The organism is Pseudoxanthomonas sp. CF125 (genome assembly GCF_900104085.1).
Taxonomy (GTDB): domain Bacteria; phylum Pseudomonadota; class Gammaproteobacteria; order Xanthomonadales; family Xanthomonadaceae; genus Pseudoxanthomonas_A.
In genome coordinates this window covers 1,576,272-1,590,694 of sequence record NZ_FNLD01000001.1, presented here as the reverse complement: position 1 = coordinate 1,590,694, position 14,423 = coordinate 1,576,272, and the positions used below count along the sequence as shown (strand labels likewise).

Sequence of the window (14,423 nt, the reverse complement as noted above, 5' to 3'; positions counted from 1 at the left end):
GACCGCCCTTTTTTCATGGACAATCGGCGCATGATCGATCTGCACCCCGACAGCGGCGAGGCGGCCGCGAAACTGCGGCGCTGGCTGGACGGTTACCGGCACGTGTTCGTGCTGACCGGCGCCGGCTGCAGCACCGGCTCGGGCATTCCCGACTACCGCGACGCTCTGGGCGGATGGAAGCGCACGCCGCCGGTGAACTATAGGGATTTCGTCGAAGACCCCGCGGTCAACGCGCGCTATTGGGCGCGCAGTTTCATCGGTTGGCCGATCGTCTCGCGCGCCGAGCCCAATGCGGCGCATCGCGCGTTGGCGGGCGCGCAGTCCGCCGGCTGGATCTCGCGCCTGGTCACCCAGAATGTGGACGGCTTGCATGAGCGCGCCGGCAGCACTGAAGTCATCGACTTGCACGGACGCATCGACGAGGTCGTATGCCTGCATTGCGCCATTCGCTACGCACGCGCGCAGGTGCAGGAGCGGTTGGCGCGGGAAAATCCGCAATGGGCCGGACTGAGCGCCGAGGCCGCGCCCGACGGCGATGCCGACCTCGAAGGCCGCGATTTCGGCCACTTCCGCGTACCCGCCTGCGAAGCCTGCGGCGGCATGCTGAAGCCTGATGTGGTGTTCTTCGGCGAGAACGTGCCGAGAGCGCGCTACGAGCAGGCGCGCGCCGCGCTGGGGCAGTCCGATGCGCTGCTGGTGGTGGGGTCGTCGCTGATGGTCTATTCGGGATTTCGCTTTGCGCGGATGGCGCATGAGGCGGGGCAGCCCATCGCACTCCTCAATCAGGGCCGCACGCGCGCGGACGATTTGGCGTCGCTGAAGATCGAAGCGGATTGTGCGGCGACGTTGCACGGTGCTCTGAGTACCTAAGCGCAACGCAAAACAAGGAGCCCTTCTCCCGCTTGCGGGATCGAAGCCGCCTCAAGCGGTTGAGGGTGGCGCGTAGCGCCGGATGAGGGCAGCTTTGAGCTGGCTGGCTTCGGCGGCACCCTCACCCGCCTTCGGCACCCTCTCAGCCTTGCACACCCTTTGGGCGCCGCAAGCGGGAGGGGGGTTGACCACTTGTCGTATCGGATCAGAGTTATTTGATTTTCCGCATCCAGGCAGGTTTGTGCTTGGCCGCGCGCTTGAACGCGGGGCAGTCTTCCCGATGCGCGCCGGGCAAGTAGCCCAGACTCATCAGGAACTCCCCGGTGATCTCCCCGCCGGTGAAGCGGAAGGTCTTCTTGAACAGCTTCACCCATTCGGCCTTGGACAGCGGATGGTGCGCCTCCAGCCATTGCGAGAATCCGCCGTGGGACTTGCGCAGGCCGCGGATGACCTGCGCATTGTGGATGGCGGCATCGACCTTCAGCCGGTTGCGGATGATGCCGGCGTCGGCGAGCAGGCGGGCGCGGTCCTTTTCGCCGTAGCGGGCCACTTTGTCCACGTCGAAGCCGCTGTAGGCGGTTTGGAAACCCTGGCGTTTCTTCAGGATGGTTTCCCAGCTGAGGCCGGCCTGGTTGATTTCCAGGATCAGGCGTTCGAACAGGTCCGATTCCCCGGTTTGCGGGAAGCCGTATTCCCGGTCGTGGTAGGGGCCGTGGACCGGGTGGCTGGGCGCGAAATCGCAGTAAGTCGTCATGGCCACAGGTTAACCCGGAAGCGATACGAGGCTCTAGAATGGGCGCATGTCCGCGATTTCCGCCAAGTTCTCCAACCAGCTGCTGATCGCGCTGCCGGCGCTGAACGACCCGCATTTCGCGCGCAGCGTGGCGCTGATCTGCCAGCACGACGAAGAGGGCGCGATGGGCGTGGTGGTCAACCGCGCTTCGGAGTACACCCTGGGCGACGTACTGGCGCAGATGAACCTGGAAGCGCGCGATCCTGCGTTGGGCAACCAGATCGTGTTGAACGGCGGTCCGGTGCATCCGGAACGGGGATTCGTTTTGCACGACGGCGGCCGCCAGTGGGATTCCACCCTGGCGATCGGCGACGGACTGGCGCTGACTACTTCGCGCGACATCCTGGAAGCGATGGCCGAAGGCGCCGGCCCCGAGCATGTCGTGGTCGCGCTGGGCTGCGCCGGCTGGGGCGCCGGACAGCTGGAATACGAGTTGGGCGAGAACAGCTGGCTCACCGCGCCGGCCGACTACGAATTGCTGTTCGCGCTGCCTTTGGAGCAACGCTGGCACGCCGCGGGCGGACGCATCGGCGTGGACATCACCCGCGTGACCGACTACAGCGGGCACGCATGAGCGGGCGGCCATGAAGCTGGACGGCACGGTGCTGGGGTTCGACGTCGGCGCCAAGCGCATCGGCGTGGCGGTGGGCAGCGCTTTCGGCAACGGCGCGCGTGCGCTGGCCGTGATCGACGTGCACGGCAACGGTCCGGACTGGCAGGCGATCGACAAACTTCGCGCGGAATGGCGTCCGGACGGCCTGGTGGTGGGCGATCCGATGACCCTGGAAGGCGGCGACCAGCCCATCCGCCAGCGCGCCCACGCTTTCGCACGCGAACTGCAGGCGCGCTACCAATTGCCGGTGGTGCTGGTGGACGAACGCTCCAGTTCGGTGGAAGCCGCGCAACGTTTCGCGCTGGACCGTGCCGAAGGCCGCAAGCGCCGTCGCGATGCGGTGGCGCTGGATGCGGTGGCCGCTGCGGTGATCATCGAACGCTGGCTGGCGGCTCCGCACGATGCGACACGGATTTAGCTTCTTATCCTTCTCCCAGAGGGAGAAGGAACAATTGGCTTCACGACCTGGAACTGATGCATGACCCAACAACTCGATTCGGACGGACGCCTGCTCCACCTGCTGACACTGGAAGGATTGCCGAAAGAAACCTTGTGCCGGCTGCTCGATCGCGCCGGCCAGATCCGCGATGCCGCGCTGGGGCGCACGCAGAAGCGCAATTCGCTGTTCGGCACCACCATCTGTACGCTGTTCTTCGAGCCGTCCACGCGCACGCGCAGCTCCTTCCAGATCGCGGCGCAGCGGCTGGGCGCGGACGTGATCAACTTCGACGCATCGACTTCTTCCGCGCGCAAGGGCGAGACCGCGCTGGATACGCTCAAGAACCTGGAGGCGATGGGCGTGCGCGGCTTCGTCGTGCGCCACCCCGAGGACGGCGCGGCCGAAGCGCTGGCAGCGCAGGCGGGCGAGGGCACCACCATCATCAATGCCGGCGACGGACGTAGTGCGCATCCCACCCAGGGCCTGCTGGATGCGCTGACCCTGCGCCAGGCCAAGGGCGCCGATTTTTCGAAACTCAAGGTGCTTATCGTCGGCGACGTGAAGCATTCGCGGGTGGCGCGGTCTGACCTGCATGCATTGCGCACGCTGGGGGCCGGCGAGATCCGCGTGTGCGGACCGTCCTCGCTGCTGCCGGACGACGGCACGCTCGCCGGCTGCACCCAGGGCGAGGATTTCGACGCCATGCTCGAAGGCGTGGATGCGGTGATGATGCTGCGCCTGCAGCGCGAACGCATGGAAGAAGGGCTGGTGGCGTCGCTGGACGATTACCACGCCCATTACGGCCTGACCGCCGCGCGTCTGCGCCGTGCCGCTGCGGATGCGGTCGTTCTGCATCCGGGGCCGATCAACCGGGGCGTGGAAATCACGGACGAGGTCGCCGATGGACCGCAATCGTTGGTACTGCGCCAAGTGAGCAACGGCGTCGCTATCCGCATGGCCGTGCTGGAATCGTTGCTCGCCTAAGTGCCGGCGTAGGAGCGACGTGAGTCGCGAAACCGCGGATATTTCGGTCCGATATTCGCGACTCACGTCGCTCCTACGCCGGCCCCTGGGAAACGTCAGCGATCGCCCTTGCCGTGCAGGGCCAGCGCTTCTTCCACCAGCGCCAGCTGCTGTTGCGCTTCCGCATTGCCGTCGGCAGCCGCTTGCCGGACTTGATCGATGTCCGGGTGCGACACGATCAGCAAAGTGCTCTCGCAGGCCGGGCAGGCGTAGTCCGTCACTTCTTCGTGCAGCTCCATCCGCATCTTGGCGGAGTCGCCTTCCCATCCGCATACGCAGCTGATGCGGTCGGTCCGCCAACCCGGGGTGAAATAGTTGCGGATGATTTCCGCCATGGCCGGGTGCTGCCTCAATCCTTGCGCTGCGCGAACAGCCACTTCCACATGGCGTCGTGGCGGTAGGTAGCGTCCCAGGAGTTGTGGTTTTCGTCCGGGAATTCGGTGTATTGCACGTCGGCGCCAACCGCCTTGAGCGCGGCGAAGGTCTTGCGGTCGTCGTCCGGCAGCACCACGTCGTCCTTGGCGCCGTGGAAAATCCAGATCGGCACATGTTTCAGCCTGGAAGCCAGAGCGGCATAGGGGTCGGGCGCGTTGGCCACTTCGGTGACGTAAAGCGCCCGTCCGCCGCCGGGCGCCAGGATCGCGCCGCAGATCGGGACCAGCGCGGCGAATCGGTTCGGCGCCTTGAGCGCCGTTTCCCAGGTGCCGTAGCCGCCCATCGACAAGCCGGTGAGATAGGCGCGCTGGGGATCGCCGTTGAATTCCCTGGTCGCCGCTTCCAGGGCGGCCAATGCCATGTCGACGTTGGCGCCCATCCATTCCCCGTTCTCTTCGACCTGCGGGAAAACGACCAGGGCAGGGAAATCCTCCATATGCTGACGCACATACGGCCCCAGGCCGGCATCGAGCTGGATATTGTTGTCCGAGCCGCGCTCGCCGGAGCCATGCAGGAACAGGATTACCGGGAGCTTTCCGGATTCGCGCGCATGCGCGGCAGGCACGAACACCTGATAGCGATGCCGCACGCCGTCACTGACGATCTCCCGCTCGATAAATCGTGCGCCGACCGCGGGCTTGGGGATGGTTGTGCAACCAGCAAGGAAGGCGAGGGCCAGCATCAGTATCGATCCTGTCAGTGAACGGTTGCGCAAGGCGGGCATGCGGAAGTCCTTCATGGCGGTTCATGCGGAAGCGATAGTTTGCGCCAGCCGGAGGCCAGCGCATGAACCTGCGGTAATCCCGGGGTGGGGTCTTCGGTCCGCTATCTGGTGGTATCGCCTGCGATCGCGAGCCGGATCGCGGGCGATGCGCCGGAGATCAGGGCGCGACCACCGGCGCCTGGCCGGAGAATGCGCCGCCCACGAATAGCACGACGATGCCGATCACATACAGCAACAGCGGAATCTTGTTCTCGGCGAAATTCATGATGGCGAAGATCAATCCGACCAGAGGAATGATCAGGCTACCGAGGCCCCACCAGATGCTTTCCTTGAACGCATTCACCACGATCCACAAGCCACCGACGATGCAGAGCAGCGCGCCAATCCAGAACATATTCGAACTCCCCAGAGTAGCCTTCGGATGAAGGCTGGAACATTCTACCCAGTGCGGGAGCGGCCGATTGTGCTGGCGCAGCATCGCGGTGCTCGAGGCGTGGGGGAGCTCAGTGCAGCAGCACCGCCGTCGCCAGGCCCAGGAAACTCAGGAAACCCATCACGTCCGTGACCGTGGTCAGAATGACTCCACCGGCCAAGGCAGGATCGAAACCCAGGCGCTTGAGCGTCAGCGGCACCAGCACGCCGGCGGTCGCGGCCGACAGCAGATTGATGGTCAGCGCGCTGCCGATCACCAGCGAAAGCGGAAGGTCCTGGAACCACAGGAACACGATGACGCCCAGCACCAGGCCCAGGCTCAGGCCGTTCATCAGCGCCACCCGCAACTCCTTCCACAGCAAGACGCGCACGTTGGACGCGCCTACCTGTCCAAGTGCCAGGCCTCGCACCATCAGCGCCAGCACCTGGGTGCCGGCGTTGCCGCCCATGCCGGCCACTATCGGCATCAGCACGGCCAGCGCGACGATCTTCTCGATGGTGCCTTCGAAACGGCCGACCACCGAAGAGGCCAGGAACGCGGTGCCCAGGTTGATGCCCAACCAGGTCAGGCGGCGGCGGAACGCGCGTGCGACCGGGCTGAAGAGATCTTCATCCTCGTCCAGACCCGCGGCGCCCAGGGCCTGGTGTTCGGCCTGTTCGCGGATGATGTCGACCACGTCGTCGATGGTGATGCGGCCCAGCAGGATGTTGTTGTCGTCCACCACCGGGGCGGAGATCCAGTCGTGGTCGGTGAACTGGCGCGCCACCGCATCGGCGGAATCCTCCACCGCGATGGCCGGCTGCTCGTCGTCGATCAGGCGATTGATCGGGGTGCTGTCGTCGTGGGTGACCAGCGAGGCCAGCGACAGACGCCCCAGGTACTGGTGGCGGCGGCTGACCACGAACAGATGGTCGGTGTGGTCGGGCAGTTCGCCGCGCAGGCGCAGGTAGCGCAGCACTACGTCCACGTTGACGTCGGCGCGCACGGTGACCACGTCGGGATTCATCAAGCGGCCGGCGGTGTCTTCCGGGTAGGACAGGACCTGCTCGAGCCGCTCGCGGTTCTCGCGGTCCATCGACTTGAGGACTTCGTCGATGACCGTGTCCGGCAGGTCTTCCACCAGATCGGCCAGATCGTCGATGTCCAGGTCTTCGACCGCGGCGATGATCTCGTCCGGGTCCATGTCGGCCAGCAGGCTTTCGCGCACTTCGTCGCCGACGTGCACCAGCACTTCGCCGTCGTCCTCGGCGTCCACCAGTCCCCACACCACTTCGCGCTTGCCGGGCGGCAGCGATTCCAGCAGGTTGCCGATCTCCGCAGGGGCCAGGGTGTTGATCAGGCGCCGCACAGGGCCCAGCCGGCCGCTGTCCAGTGCGTCGGACAGCAGGCGCAGTTGGCGCGCGGTCTTGTCGTGGCGGACGGCTTCAGCCATGCGCGACTCCCGGTAGCGGTGAAGCCACTTCCGTGAGGGAGGCGGCAGGTCAGGTGTTCATGCGCGCATTATCCCCCGCTAGCAGGACAATGGACACCCTTTTGCGGATTGCCTGCGCATCGGCAGGCACGTAGGAGCTGCGTAAGCTGCGACCGTATGCAGCCAAGCCGATCACTGACTGCGGGTATTCAGTCGCAGCTTACGCAGCTCCTACGAAGAGGCGGCTTTGAGCCAGGCTTCGATGCCGGCGCGATCGCGCGCCTGCAGCAGCTTGTCGGTCCGGGACTTGAGTTCGCCAAGGTCGGAATCCCGGATGGCGCGGCGCACTTCCAGCAAGGTCGCCGGATGCAGGCTGAACTCGGTCAGGCCCAGCGCAAGCAGCAACGGCGCCAGCGCCGCGTCGCCTGCGATCTCGCCGCAGACCGCCACCGGCGTATCGTGTTCGTTGGCTACGTTGATGATGTGTTTGAGCAGGCGGACGACGCCGGGATTCAGCGGCGAATACAGTTCGCCCAGCGCATCGTTGTTGCGGTCGGCCGCCAGCAGGTACTGCACCAGGTCGTTGGTGCCGATGGAAATAAAATCCACGATGTCCACGAAGGCATACAGCGCGATCGCCGCGGCGGGCACTTCGATCATCGCGCCCAGCGGGATGTCGTCGGCCACTTCCGCGCCCTGCTTGCGCAGCTTGTCGGCGACGCGCTTCAAGCGCTTGCGCACGGCCAGCATCTCTTCGCGGTTGCTGACCATCGGCACCAGCACGCGTACGGGCCCGTAACCGGAGGCGCGCACGATGGCGCGCAACTGGGTGTCGAACAGTTCGCCATGAGTCAGCGACAGGCGCACGCCGCGCAGGCCCAGGGCCGGATTGTCCTCGTTGTCCAACGTCAGCCCGGTGCGGTCGGCTTTGTCGGCGCCCAGATCCAGCGTGCGGATGGTCACCGGCCGGCCGCTCATTCCCAGCACCACGTCGCGGTAGACGCGGAACTGTTCTTCTTCGTCGGGCAATTCGTTGCGTTGCAGGAACAGGAACTCGGTGCGGTACAGCCCCAGCCCGGAAGCGCCCAGGGAATGCGCCTGCGCCACGTCCTCGCCCGATTCGGCGTTGGCCAGCAGGACGATGTCCACGCCGTCCTGGGTGCGCGTGGGTTTGGAACGCAGGCGTCCTAGTTCCCGCTGTTCCTTGGCCAGTTCGCGCAGGCGCTGACGGTAGGCGCGAAGATCGTCGGGGCCGGGTTCGATAACCACCGTGCCGCTGGCGCCATCGACGATCAGTACATCGCCGTCGTTGATCTTCTGCAGGGCTTTGGTGGCGCCCACCACCAGCGGCATGTGCAGGCTGCGCGCCAGGATGGCGCTGTGCGAAAGCGTGCTGCCGGCCGCGGTGACGATGGCGACCACGCCCTGGGCCTGCAGCTGGGCCAGTTCCGACGGCGCCACGTTGTCGCTGATCAGGATGTCGCCGGCTACGCCCTTCGGTCCGCTGGAACGCTTGTGCAAATGCGCGTGGATGCGGCCGATCACATGGTCCAGATCGTCCATGCGGCTCTTCAGGTAGAGGTCGTCCATGCCGTCGAAAACAGCGGCCAGGCGGTCGCGTTGCAGGCGCAAGGCGTAGTCGGCGGTATAGCGGCCGGCGCGGATCAACTCGTCCAGGCCGTGCAGCAGTTCCGGATCGTCCAGCAGCAAGGCGTGCAAATCGAGGAACTCGCCGACTTCCTTGACCAGCGCGCCGTGGAGGCGTTCGCGCAGGGTGTGCATCTCGCCACGGGTGGAATCCACCGCATCATGCAGGCGCTGCAGTTCTTTCTCCACTGCGTTGGCGGCGATGCGCTGCTCGACCACTTCCAGCGCATGCGGCAACCTCACTCGGGCACGTCCCAGCGCGCTGCCGCGCGATGCGCCATGACCGGGGAGTTGCAGGCGCACCGGTCAGGTTTCCTCGTCGAATCGTCGCTCGAACAGCGCTGCCACGGCTTCCAGCGCCTCGGCCTCGCCCTCGCCATCCACGCGCACGGTCACCGGCGTGCCCTGGCCGGCGGCCAGCAGCATCACGCCCATGATGCTCTTGGCGTTGACCTCGCGCCCCTTGGCCGACAGCGTGGCGCTGCAGCGATAGGCCGACAGCACCTGCACCAGCTTGGCGGTGGCGCGGGCATGCAGCCCCAGGCGGTTGGAAACGGTGAGTTCGCGTTCAAGCATCGTCGACTATGGCTCCATTGCGTGTGCCGGCGGCGGCTGTCGCCGGCAGTTGATCCAATCCCTGTTCCGCATAATTCATCACCCGCAGCAGCATCGGCAAGCTCAGCGCGGAAACGCGCCTGACCGGCGTGCCCAACCGGGCCAGTTCGCCGGCCAGGTTGCTGGGGCTGGCGCCGTAGAGATCGGTCAGCACCAGCACGCCTTCGCCGCTGTCCACACGCCTCAACGCGGAAGATGCCTGAGGCAGCAAGGCTTCGAAATCGGCATCGAAGGGAACTTCGAAGGCCTCCGTCTTCAGCGGTAATTGCCGTAACAGACCGGTGGCGACCGCCAGCAGCGACGCGCCAATACCGGGATGGGTTACCAGGAGAATGCCACAGGCCATGCGGGAACGTTAGCAGAGGGACATGACGGGCTGGAAGCAGGAGCGATGGGACAACCCGTCCCACCGCGTAGTCACGCCTTGCGGACCACGTAGGTCCTGGCCAGCGAGTCGTGCCAGCCGCGGGCAGGATCGGTGAGCAATACCGAGAACGCTTCGAAAGGGATGAACCTGCAGATGGTGCGCAAGACGGCCTGCACGAAGGTCGGCTTCTCGCCGTTTTCATTCACTACCCGGGTACCGGTGATGAGTTTCCCCAGGGTGAAGCCGAAGGCCGCTTCCTGCGGGATGTAGTACGCCAGCATGATGGCCATGCCTAGCGCCTGTTCGCCCCAGAAGCCCAGGCTCTCGATCCAGGCGGCAGCAGGGTCGCCGCCGATGAGCACTGCCGCGAAGCCTACGGCCGCGGCGAGGAAGTAGTACGCGGCCGAATCCAGCAGCCAGTTGAAGAAGCGCCGCCATTTCCCTGCCGGGTCCAGACTGAGCCGCGGGCGGGACACGCCGCCGTAGAGCGGCGAATACGGGGCTTGGTAAGGGTTGCGGTCTTCCATGACGCGTCCATCGGCGGATTGGACGAACAGCGTAGTCAGTCCAGTTCCCGATGGAAAGTGGCCACCTCTTCCCAGCCTTGTTCGCGCGCGTGCGCGGCCAGGCGCTCAGCCAAGTACACGGAGCGGTGCTTGCCGCCGGTGCAGCCGAAGGCGATGGTCACGTAGCTGCGCGTTTCCCCGCGCAGGCGCGGCAGCCAGGTGTCGAGGAAGGCGTTGACCTGGCCGACGTATTCGCTGACTTCCGGTTGCGCATCCAGGTAGTCGCGTACGCCGGCGTCGCGCCCGGACAGCGGACGCAGCAGCGGATTCCAGTGCGGGTTGGGCAGTACGCGCGCATCGAACACGAAATCGGCGTCCGCCGGCACCCCGCGCTTGTAGGCGAAGGACTCGAACAACAGCGACAGCGAGGAGCCGTTGTTCAGCGCGAACTCGGCGATGATCCTGCGCCGCAGCTGGTGCACGTTGAGCGCGGTGGTGTCGATGATCACGTCGGCTTCGCTGCGCAGAGGCGCGGTGATCTCGCGTTCGCGGGAAATGGATTCCGGCAACGACAGGCCGAAGTGCGCCAGCGGGTGCTTGCGGCGGGTGTCGGAATAACGGCGCAGCAGCACTTCGTCGCTGGCGTCGAAGAACAGCAGTGTGCCGTGCAGCCCCAGTTCGGCCACACCGGCCCGCCATTGGGCCAGTTTCGACAGGTCGCTGTGGCGGTTGCGCACGTCGATGCCCACGGCGATCTTCTGCGGCAGCGCGTTGTCGCGCATCAGGCTGCGCACGAACGAGGGCAGCAGTTCCACCGGCAGATTGTCGACGCAGTAGTAGTCCAGATCCTCGAAGGTCTTCAGGGCGACCGACTTGCCCGAGCCGGACAACCCGCTGACGATCACCACGGTCGGCGCAGGACCGTCGGCCCGGGCGTCCACCTGATCTTCTTCGCGCGGTTGGCGCGATGGGTCCTCGCCAGGTTCGCTGCTCATGGCGTGCTGCGTTCCAGCAGATTGCTGTGGCGGGCGATGAACATCGCCGCCGGGTCGATGCCCTTGGTGCGCAGGATATGCAGGCGCGTGGCCGCCTCGGTGAGTACGGCCAGGTTGCGGCCGGGCATCACCGGCAAGGTGATCAGCGGCACGTCCAGGTCCAGCACGTGGCGGCTGCCGCTGTCGCCGGTCAGGCGTTCGTAGCCGTGCGGATTGGGTTCGGTCATGGGCCGGGTGAGGTGGACTATCAGGCGCAGGTATTTGTTCTTCTTCACGGCGGTGTCGCCGAACATGTCGCGTACGTTCAGTACGCCCAGGCCGCGGACTTCCAGCAGGTCCTGCAACAGCTCTGGGCAGGTGCCGTCGAGCACGTCCGGGGCGATCTGGGTGAATTCGGGCGCATCGTCGGCCACCAGGCGATGGCCGCGGCTGAGCAGTTCCAGCGCCAGTTCGCTTTTGCCCGATCCGGCTTCGCCGGTGATCAGCACGCCGATCGAATAGATTTCCATGAACACGCCGTGCAGCGTCACCCGCGGCGCCAGCGTGCGGGCCATGTGGTACGAAAGGTGATTGAGCAGTTCGTGGCCGCGCTTGGGCGAGATCCACAAGGGCGTTTCCGATTCCTCTGCCGCCGCGCGCAGATCTTCGGGGCAGGACTGGTTTTTGCTGATCACCAACGCCAGCGGGCGGTACTGCACGATCTTCTCGATGGTTTCCCAGCGTTGCCGCGAATCCAGCGAATCCAGCCAGGCCAGTTCCTCGCTGCCCAGGATCTGCACCTTGTTGGGATAGATGGCATTGAGATAGCCGGCCAGCGAGGGTCGGCGGGCGATGGTGTCCACCGCTTCCAGCATGCGCCACTCGCCAGCGGCCCCGGCCAGCCAGCGCAAGGCGAGCTTGTCTTTCTGCTGGTCGAACAATTCTCGGGCGGTGATGCTGGTAGTCATGCGGCGGCTTTGGGTGGTTGGGATGGGTCCAGCAACAGCTTACGCATCGATTGCGCATCGGGTGCGTCGCGCAGCGCGGCGCGGAAGTGCGCGTCGGAAAAGCGTTCGGCCAGTTCCGACAACAGTATGAGGTGCTGCTGGGTGTAATGATCGGGCACGGCCATCGCGAATACCAGATCGACGTCCTGGCCGTCGGCCGCGTGGAAATCGACCGCCGGTTGCAGCCGCAGCAGAACCCCTCGTGGCGCTTCCAGCGTAGCCGAGCGGCCGTGCGGGATGGCGATGCCATGGCCGATGCCGGTACTGCCCAGTTTTTCGCGCGCCTGCAGGCTGGCGCGAAGATCGTCGGCGCCGGCCTGGCGGCAGGCCAGCAGATCGGCGGCCACTTCCAGCACCGCCTCGCGGTCGGCCACGTTCAATAGGGAGGCGCGAACGTCCGCCAACTGGTCGGCAAGGGACATGCGGTAAGGTCAGGAAATACGGGAAATAACCGAAGGCGGAAAAGAGGCGGCGGCGATGGCCGCTGCCTCCTCTGCGCTTTTCATCCGCGTGCTGTTAATCGACATGCCGTCAATCGACGCGCTGTCAATCATCGTGCTGTCAGTCGGCCTGCCGTCGATCGGAGCGCTGTCAATCGGCATTTTCGCCGCGCGGCCCGCGTTCCTTGTCGATCTTCTTCTGCTTGTGCTTCAACAGCAGCCGGTCCAGCTTGTCGGCCAGGATATCGATGGCGGCGTACATGGTTTCCGCGCCGGCGTCGGCATGCAGAGTGCGGCCGGCCAGAGTGAGCGTGGCTTCGGCGAGGTAGTCGGGTTTGCGTATGCCCAGTTGGGCTCGGACTTCCAGTGGCTGGTCGAAATGCCGTTCAAGCCGCTTGAACTTGCTTTCAACGTACTCCCGCATCGCGGGGGTGACTTCGATCTGCTGGCCATGGGTCTCGATACGCATCGCTTACCTCCTTACGGTTCGATGGGCCGCGTTGTTCGCGGGTGACACTGCCTTGCCTGTGACCTCGGGTGATGGATGAAGTTCGGCCTCCTTGAGGGTTCGTAGTGGCGCTGAAAGGAATTCAGCGTTCCGGTTCATGATGAACCATGGCTCCTTATGGGAACGTTATCAACCGATGCGTACGCGCTCGTGCGACGAAAGTATCTCCATGGCTTCACGATACTTCGCCACGGTACGGCGCGCCACCGGTACGCCGGAGGTCTTGAGCAGGTCGGCCAGCTTGGCGTCGGACAGCGGTTTGCGCGGATTCTCGCTTTCGATCAGGCGACGGATCATCGACTGGATGGCGATGCTGGACGCTTCGCCGCCGCCCTCGGTACTGACGCCGGAGGCGAAGAACGCGCGCAACGGCAAGGTTCCACGCGGGGTACGCACGTACTTGCGGGCGATGGCGCGTGAAACCGTGGATTCGTGAAGGCCGACCTCGGTCGCCACTTCCCGCAGAGTCAGCGGCCGCAAGGCCTGCTCGCCGAATTCCAGGAAGCCGGCCTGCTGCCGCAACAGGCAGCGGGTGACCTTGAGCAGGGTGTCGCCGCGGGCCTCCAGACTCTTCAGCAGCCAGCGGGCTTCCTGCAGGTGGCCGCGCAGGTAGCCGGCGTCGTTCTCCCCGCATTTGCGGATCATCTGCTCGTAACCGCTATGGATGGTGATCCGGGGCAGGTTGTTGCCGGCCAGCGCCGCGCGCCAGATGCCGCGCTGGCGCCAGACCACGCAATCGGGGACCACGTAGGTATCGTGGGTGAGCTCGCCGATCTGCGCCCCCGGCTTGGGGTCGAGCGAGCGTAGCAGCTGTACTACTTCCTCCACTTCCTCTACCGGCCGCTTGAGTTCGGCCGCCAGCCCTGCGATGCCGCTTTTCGGCAGGCGTTCCAGCGACGCGCCATCGACAATCTGCAGGGCCAGCGTTCTGCCGGGCGTGTCCTCGCTCAACACCGCCAGTTGCAGGTGCAGGCATTCGCCCAGGGTGCGGGCGGCCACGCCGACCGGATCGAAGCGCTGCAGCTGGTGCAATACGGTGAGGATTTCGTCTTCGCCGGCGGTCGTTTCGGGAAGCAGCGTCTCGGCGATGCCCGACAGCGGTTCGCGCAGGTAGCCGTCGTCCTCCAGCGCGTCGATCAGCGCAGCGCCGATCCTGCGGTCGCGCGGCGACAAGTGCGAGAGATGGAGCTGCCAGAGCAGATGGTCTTGCAGGGTCTCGGTTTCGGCGACGCGTTCGGCCGCCGTGCCCTGATCGTCGTCGTCGTCGAAGGAGCCGCCGCTGCCGTGACTGACGCCATCCATGGACCAGGGCGCTTCGTCGGGCGACCAGTCGTCGCTGTCGTTGTCGCCGGGGGTTTCGCGCGGATCCTCGGGCGGGGTGTCGGCGGGCGCGGAATCGTCGCCGCTGGGAGCGCTGTCGTCCCAATCCAGCAGGGGGTTGGTTTCCACCGCTTCGGTGATCTCGATCTCGAGTTCGGCCGCGGACATCTGCAGCAAGCGGATGGCCTGACGCAGTTGCGGCGTCATGACCAGTTGCTGACCCAGCGATGTCTGGAGGCGTGGCTTCATTTCCGCAATCCGAAAGACAGTGTGCGCGGCATCAGGCCGCACGACGCGC

The 14,423-nt window shown here is 65.5% G+C and carries 19 protein-coding genes; 4 read left to right on the top strand and 15 right to left on the bottom strand.

Going from position 1 to position 14,423, the window contains the following annotated elements; genetic code table 11:
* The first annotated feature begins 30 nt into the window (after window positions 1-30).
* Window positions 31-870: an NAD-dependent protein deacetylase gene (locus BLR66_RS07235; protein ID WP_255402331.1), complete on the top strand. Its 840-nt coding sequence runs from the start codon at window positions 31-33 to the stop codon at window positions 868-870.
* 211 nt (window positions 871-1,081) lie between these two features.
* On the opposite strand, the gene BLR66_RS07230 is transcribed toward BLR66_RS07235, so the two are convergent.
* Window positions 1,082-1,624 (bottom strand): DNA-3-methyladenine glycosylase I, encoded by a 543-nt coding sequence (locus BLR66_RS07230; protein ID WP_093282262.1) that lies wholly within the window; start codon window positions 1,622-1,624, stop codon window positions 1,082-1,084.
* A 46-nt stretch (window positions 1,625-1,670) separates the two neighbouring features.
* Here BLR66_RS07230 and BLR66_RS07225 point away from each other — a divergent pair, with 46 nt between their 5' ends.
* The 3 genes from BLR66_RS07225 to BLR66_RS07215 are packed head-to-tail and all read left to right on the top strand — an operon-like array spanning window position 1,671 to window position 3,699.
* Window positions 1,671-2,237 (top strand): YqgE/AlgH family protein, encoded by a 567-nt coding sequence (locus BLR66_RS07225; RefSeq protein WP_093282258.1) that lies wholly within the window; start codon window positions 1,671-1,673, stop codon window positions 2,235-2,237.
* Between the two features lie 10 nt (window positions 2,238-2,247).
* The gene (ruvX, locus tag BLR66_RS07220) at window positions 2,248-2,694 is read left to right on the top strand and encodes a Holliday junction resolvase RuvX (RefSeq protein ID WP_093282253.1); all 447 of its coding nucleotides are present in this window, start codon (window positions 2,248-2,250) and stop codon (window positions 2,692-2,694) included.
* Between the two features lie 60 nt (window positions 2,695-2,754).
* Window positions 2,755-3,699, top strand: a complete 945-nt coding sequence (locus tag BLR66_RS07215) for an aspartate carbamoyltransferase catalytic subunit (protein ID WP_093282247.1) — start codon at window positions 2,755-2,757, stop codon at window positions 3,697-3,699.
* 95 nt (window positions 3,700-3,794) lie between these two features.
* On the opposite strand, the gene BLR66_RS07210 is transcribed toward BLR66_RS07215, so the two are convergent.
* The 14 genes from BLR66_RS07210 to BLR66_RS07150 all read right to left on the bottom strand — a co-directional run bounded on the left by BLR66_RS07210 (window position 3,795) and on the right by BLR66_RS07150 (window position 14,374).
* On the bottom strand, window positions 3,795-4,073 hold the full coding sequence (locus tag BLR66_RS07210) for a hypothetical protein (protein WP_093282242.1): 279 nt from the start codon (window positions 4,071-4,073) through the stop codon (window positions 3,795-3,797).
* Window positions 4,074-4,087: 14 nt separating this feature from the next.
* Entirely contained in the window at window positions 4,088-4,912 is an 825-nt protein-coding gene (locus BLR66_RS07205; protein WP_255402329.1) for a carboxylesterase family protein, read from the bottom strand.
* A 142-nt stretch (window positions 4,913-5,054) separates the two neighbouring features.
* Window positions 5,055-5,291, bottom strand: coding sequence for a hypothetical protein (locus BLR66_RS07200; RefSeq protein WP_093282236.1), 237 nt, complete (start codon window positions 5,289-5,291; stop codon window positions 5,055-5,057).
* A gap of 109 nt (window positions 5,292-5,400) precedes the next feature.
* Complete coding sequence (gene mgtE / locus BLR66_RS07195; RefSeq protein ID WP_093282232.1) at window positions 5,401-6,762, bottom strand: magnesium transporter; 1,362 nt, start codon at window positions 6,760-6,762, stop codon at window positions 5,401-5,403.
* Window positions 6,763-6,972: 210 nt separating this feature from the next.
* On the bottom strand, window positions 6,973-8,691 hold the full coding sequence (gene ptsP / locus BLR66_RS07190; protein WP_093282228.1) for a phosphoenolpyruvate--protein phosphotransferase: 1,719 nt from the start codon (window positions 8,689-8,691) through the stop codon (window positions 6,973-6,975).
* 3 nt (window positions 8,692-8,694) lie between these two features.
* Window positions 8,695-8,964 (bottom strand): HPr family phosphocarrier protein, encoded by a 270-nt coding sequence (locus tag BLR66_RS07185; RefSeq protein ID WP_093282223.1) that lies wholly within the window; start codon window positions 8,962-8,964, stop codon window positions 8,695-8,697.
* Entirely contained in the window at window positions 8,957-9,349 is a 393-nt protein-coding gene (locus tag BLR66_RS07180) for a PTS sugar transporter subunit IIA (RefSeq protein ID WP_093282217.1), read from the bottom strand. The genes BLR66_RS07185 and BLR66_RS07180 overlap by 8 nt, the downstream gene beginning before the upstream one ends.
* A 71-nt stretch (window positions 9,350-9,420) precedes the next feature.
* A complete protein-coding gene (locus BLR66_RS07175) occupies window positions 9,421-9,897 on the bottom strand; it encodes an RDD family protein (RefSeq protein WP_093282212.1) in 477 nt (158 codons plus the stop codon).
* Window positions 9,898-9,932: 35 nt separating this feature from the next.
* The gene (rapZ, locus tag BLR66_RS07170) at window positions 9,933-10,871 is read right to left on the bottom strand and encodes an RNase adapter RapZ (RefSeq protein ID WP_176943787.1); all 939 of its coding nucleotides are present in this window, start codon (window positions 10,869-10,871) and stop codon (window positions 9,933-9,935) included.
* Window positions 10,868-11,818 carry an HPr(Ser) kinase/phosphatase gene (hprK, locus tag BLR66_RS07165; protein WP_093282208.1) on the bottom strand — a complete coding sequence of 317 codons (951 nt, stop codon included), beginning with the start codon at window positions 11,816-11,818 and terminating at the stop codon, window positions 10,868-10,870. Before hprK ends, rapZ begins: the two co-directional genes overlap by 4 nt.
* Entirely contained in the window at window positions 11,815-12,279 is a 465-nt protein-coding gene (locus BLR66_RS07160) for a PTS sugar transporter subunit IIA (protein ID WP_093282204.1), read from the bottom strand. The genes hprK and BLR66_RS07160 overlap by 4 nt, the downstream gene beginning before the upstream one ends.
* Before the next feature lie 9 nt (window positions 12,280-12,288).
* Window positions 12,289-12,459: a hypothetical protein gene (locus tag BLR66_RS19180; protein WP_176943786.1), complete on the bottom strand. Its 171-nt coding sequence runs from the start codon at window positions 12,457-12,459 to the stop codon at window positions 12,289-12,291.
* Window positions 12,449-12,766: a ribosome hibernation-promoting factor, HPF/YfiA family gene (gene raiA, locus BLR66_RS07155; protein WP_093282200.1), complete on the bottom strand. Its 318-nt coding sequence runs from the start codon at window positions 12,764-12,766 to the stop codon at window positions 12,449-12,451. Before raiA ends, BLR66_RS19180 begins: the two co-directional genes overlap by 11 nt.
* A gap of 168 nt (window positions 12,767-12,934) precedes the next feature.
* Window positions 12,935-14,374 carry an RNA polymerase factor sigma-54 gene (locus BLR66_RS07150; protein WP_093282196.1) on the bottom strand — a complete coding sequence of 480 codons (1,440 nt, stop codon included), beginning with the start codon at window positions 14,372-14,374 and terminating at the stop codon, window positions 12,935-12,937.
* Between the last annotated feature and the right edge of the window lie 49 nt (window positions 14,375-14,423).

What these genes read in the sequence shown, in the direction of transcription:
- BLR66_RS07235 (WP_255402331.1), top strand. Translation starts at nt 31, where the DNA reads ATGATCGATCTGCACCCCGACAGCGGCGAGGCGGCCGCGAAACTGCGG.
- BLR66_RS07230 (WP_093282262.1), bottom strand. Translation starts at nt 1,624, where the DNA reads ATGACGACTTACTGCGATTTCGCGCCCAGCCACCCGGTCCACGGCCCC.
- BLR66_RS07225 (WP_093282258.1), top strand. Translation starts at nt 1,671, where the DNA reads ATGTCCGCGATTTCCGCCAAGTTCTCCAACCAGCTGCTGATCGCGCTG.
- ruvX (WP_093282253.1), top strand. Translation starts at nt 2,248, where the DNA reads ATGAAGCTGGACGGCACGGTGCTGGGGTTCGACGTCGGCGCCAAGCGC.
- BLR66_RS07215 (WP_093282247.1), top strand. Translation starts at nt 2,755, where the DNA reads ATGACCCAACAACTCGATTCGGACGGACGCCTGCTCCACCTGCTGACA.
- BLR66_RS07210 (WP_093282242.1), bottom strand. Translation starts at nt 4,073, where the DNA reads ATGGCGGAAATCATCCGCAACTATTTCACCCCGGGTTGGCGGACCGAC.
- BLR66_RS07205 (WP_255402329.1), bottom strand. Translation starts at nt 4,912, where the DNA reads ATGAAGGACTTCCGCATGCCCGCCTTGCGCAACCGTTCACTGACAGGA.
- BLR66_RS07200 (WP_093282236.1), bottom strand. Translation starts at nt 5,291, where the DNA reads ATGTTCTGGATTGGCGCGCTGCTCTGCATCGTCGGTGGCTTGTGGATC.
- mgtE (WP_093282232.1), bottom strand. Translation starts at nt 6,762, where the DNA reads ATGGCTGAAGCCGTCCGCCACGACAAGACCGCGCGCCAACTGCGCCTG.
- BLR66_RS07185 (WP_093282223.1), bottom strand. Translation starts at nt 8,964, where the DNA reads ATGCTTGAACGCGAACTCACCGTTTCCAACCGCCTGGGGCTGCATGCC.
- BLR66_RS07180 (WP_093282217.1), bottom strand. Translation starts at nt 9,349, where the DNA reads ATGGCCTGTGGCATTCTCCTGGTAACCCATCCCGGTATTGGCGCGTCG.
- BLR66_RS07175 (WP_093282212.1), bottom strand. Translation starts at nt 9,897, where the DNA reads ATGGAAGACCGCAACCCTTACCAAGCCCCGTATTCGCCGCTCTACGGC.
- rapZ (WP_176943787.1), bottom strand. Translation starts at nt 10,871, where the DNA reads ATGAGCAGCGAACCTGGCGAGGACCCATCGCGCCAACCGCGCGAAGAA.
- hprK (WP_093282208.1), bottom strand. Translation starts at nt 11,818, where the DNA reads ATGACTACCAGCATCACCGCCCGAGAATTGTTCGACCAGCAGAAAGAC.
- BLR66_RS07160 (WP_093282204.1), bottom strand. Translation starts at nt 12,279, where the DNA reads ATGTCCCTTGCCGACCAGTTGGCGGACGTTCGCGCCTCCCTATTGAAC.
- BLR66_RS19180 (WP_176943786.1), bottom strand. Translation starts at nt 12,459, where the DNA reads ATGCCGATTGACAGCGCTCCGATCGACGGCAGGCCGACTGACAGCACG.
- raiA (WP_093282200.1), bottom strand. Translation starts at nt 12,766, where the DNA reads ATGCGTATCGAGACCCATGGCCAGCAGATCGAAGTCACCCCCGCGATG.
- BLR66_RS07150 (WP_093282196.1), bottom strand. Translation starts at nt 14,374, where the DNA reads ATGAAGCCACGCCTCCAGACATCGCTGGGTCAGCAACTGGTCATGACG.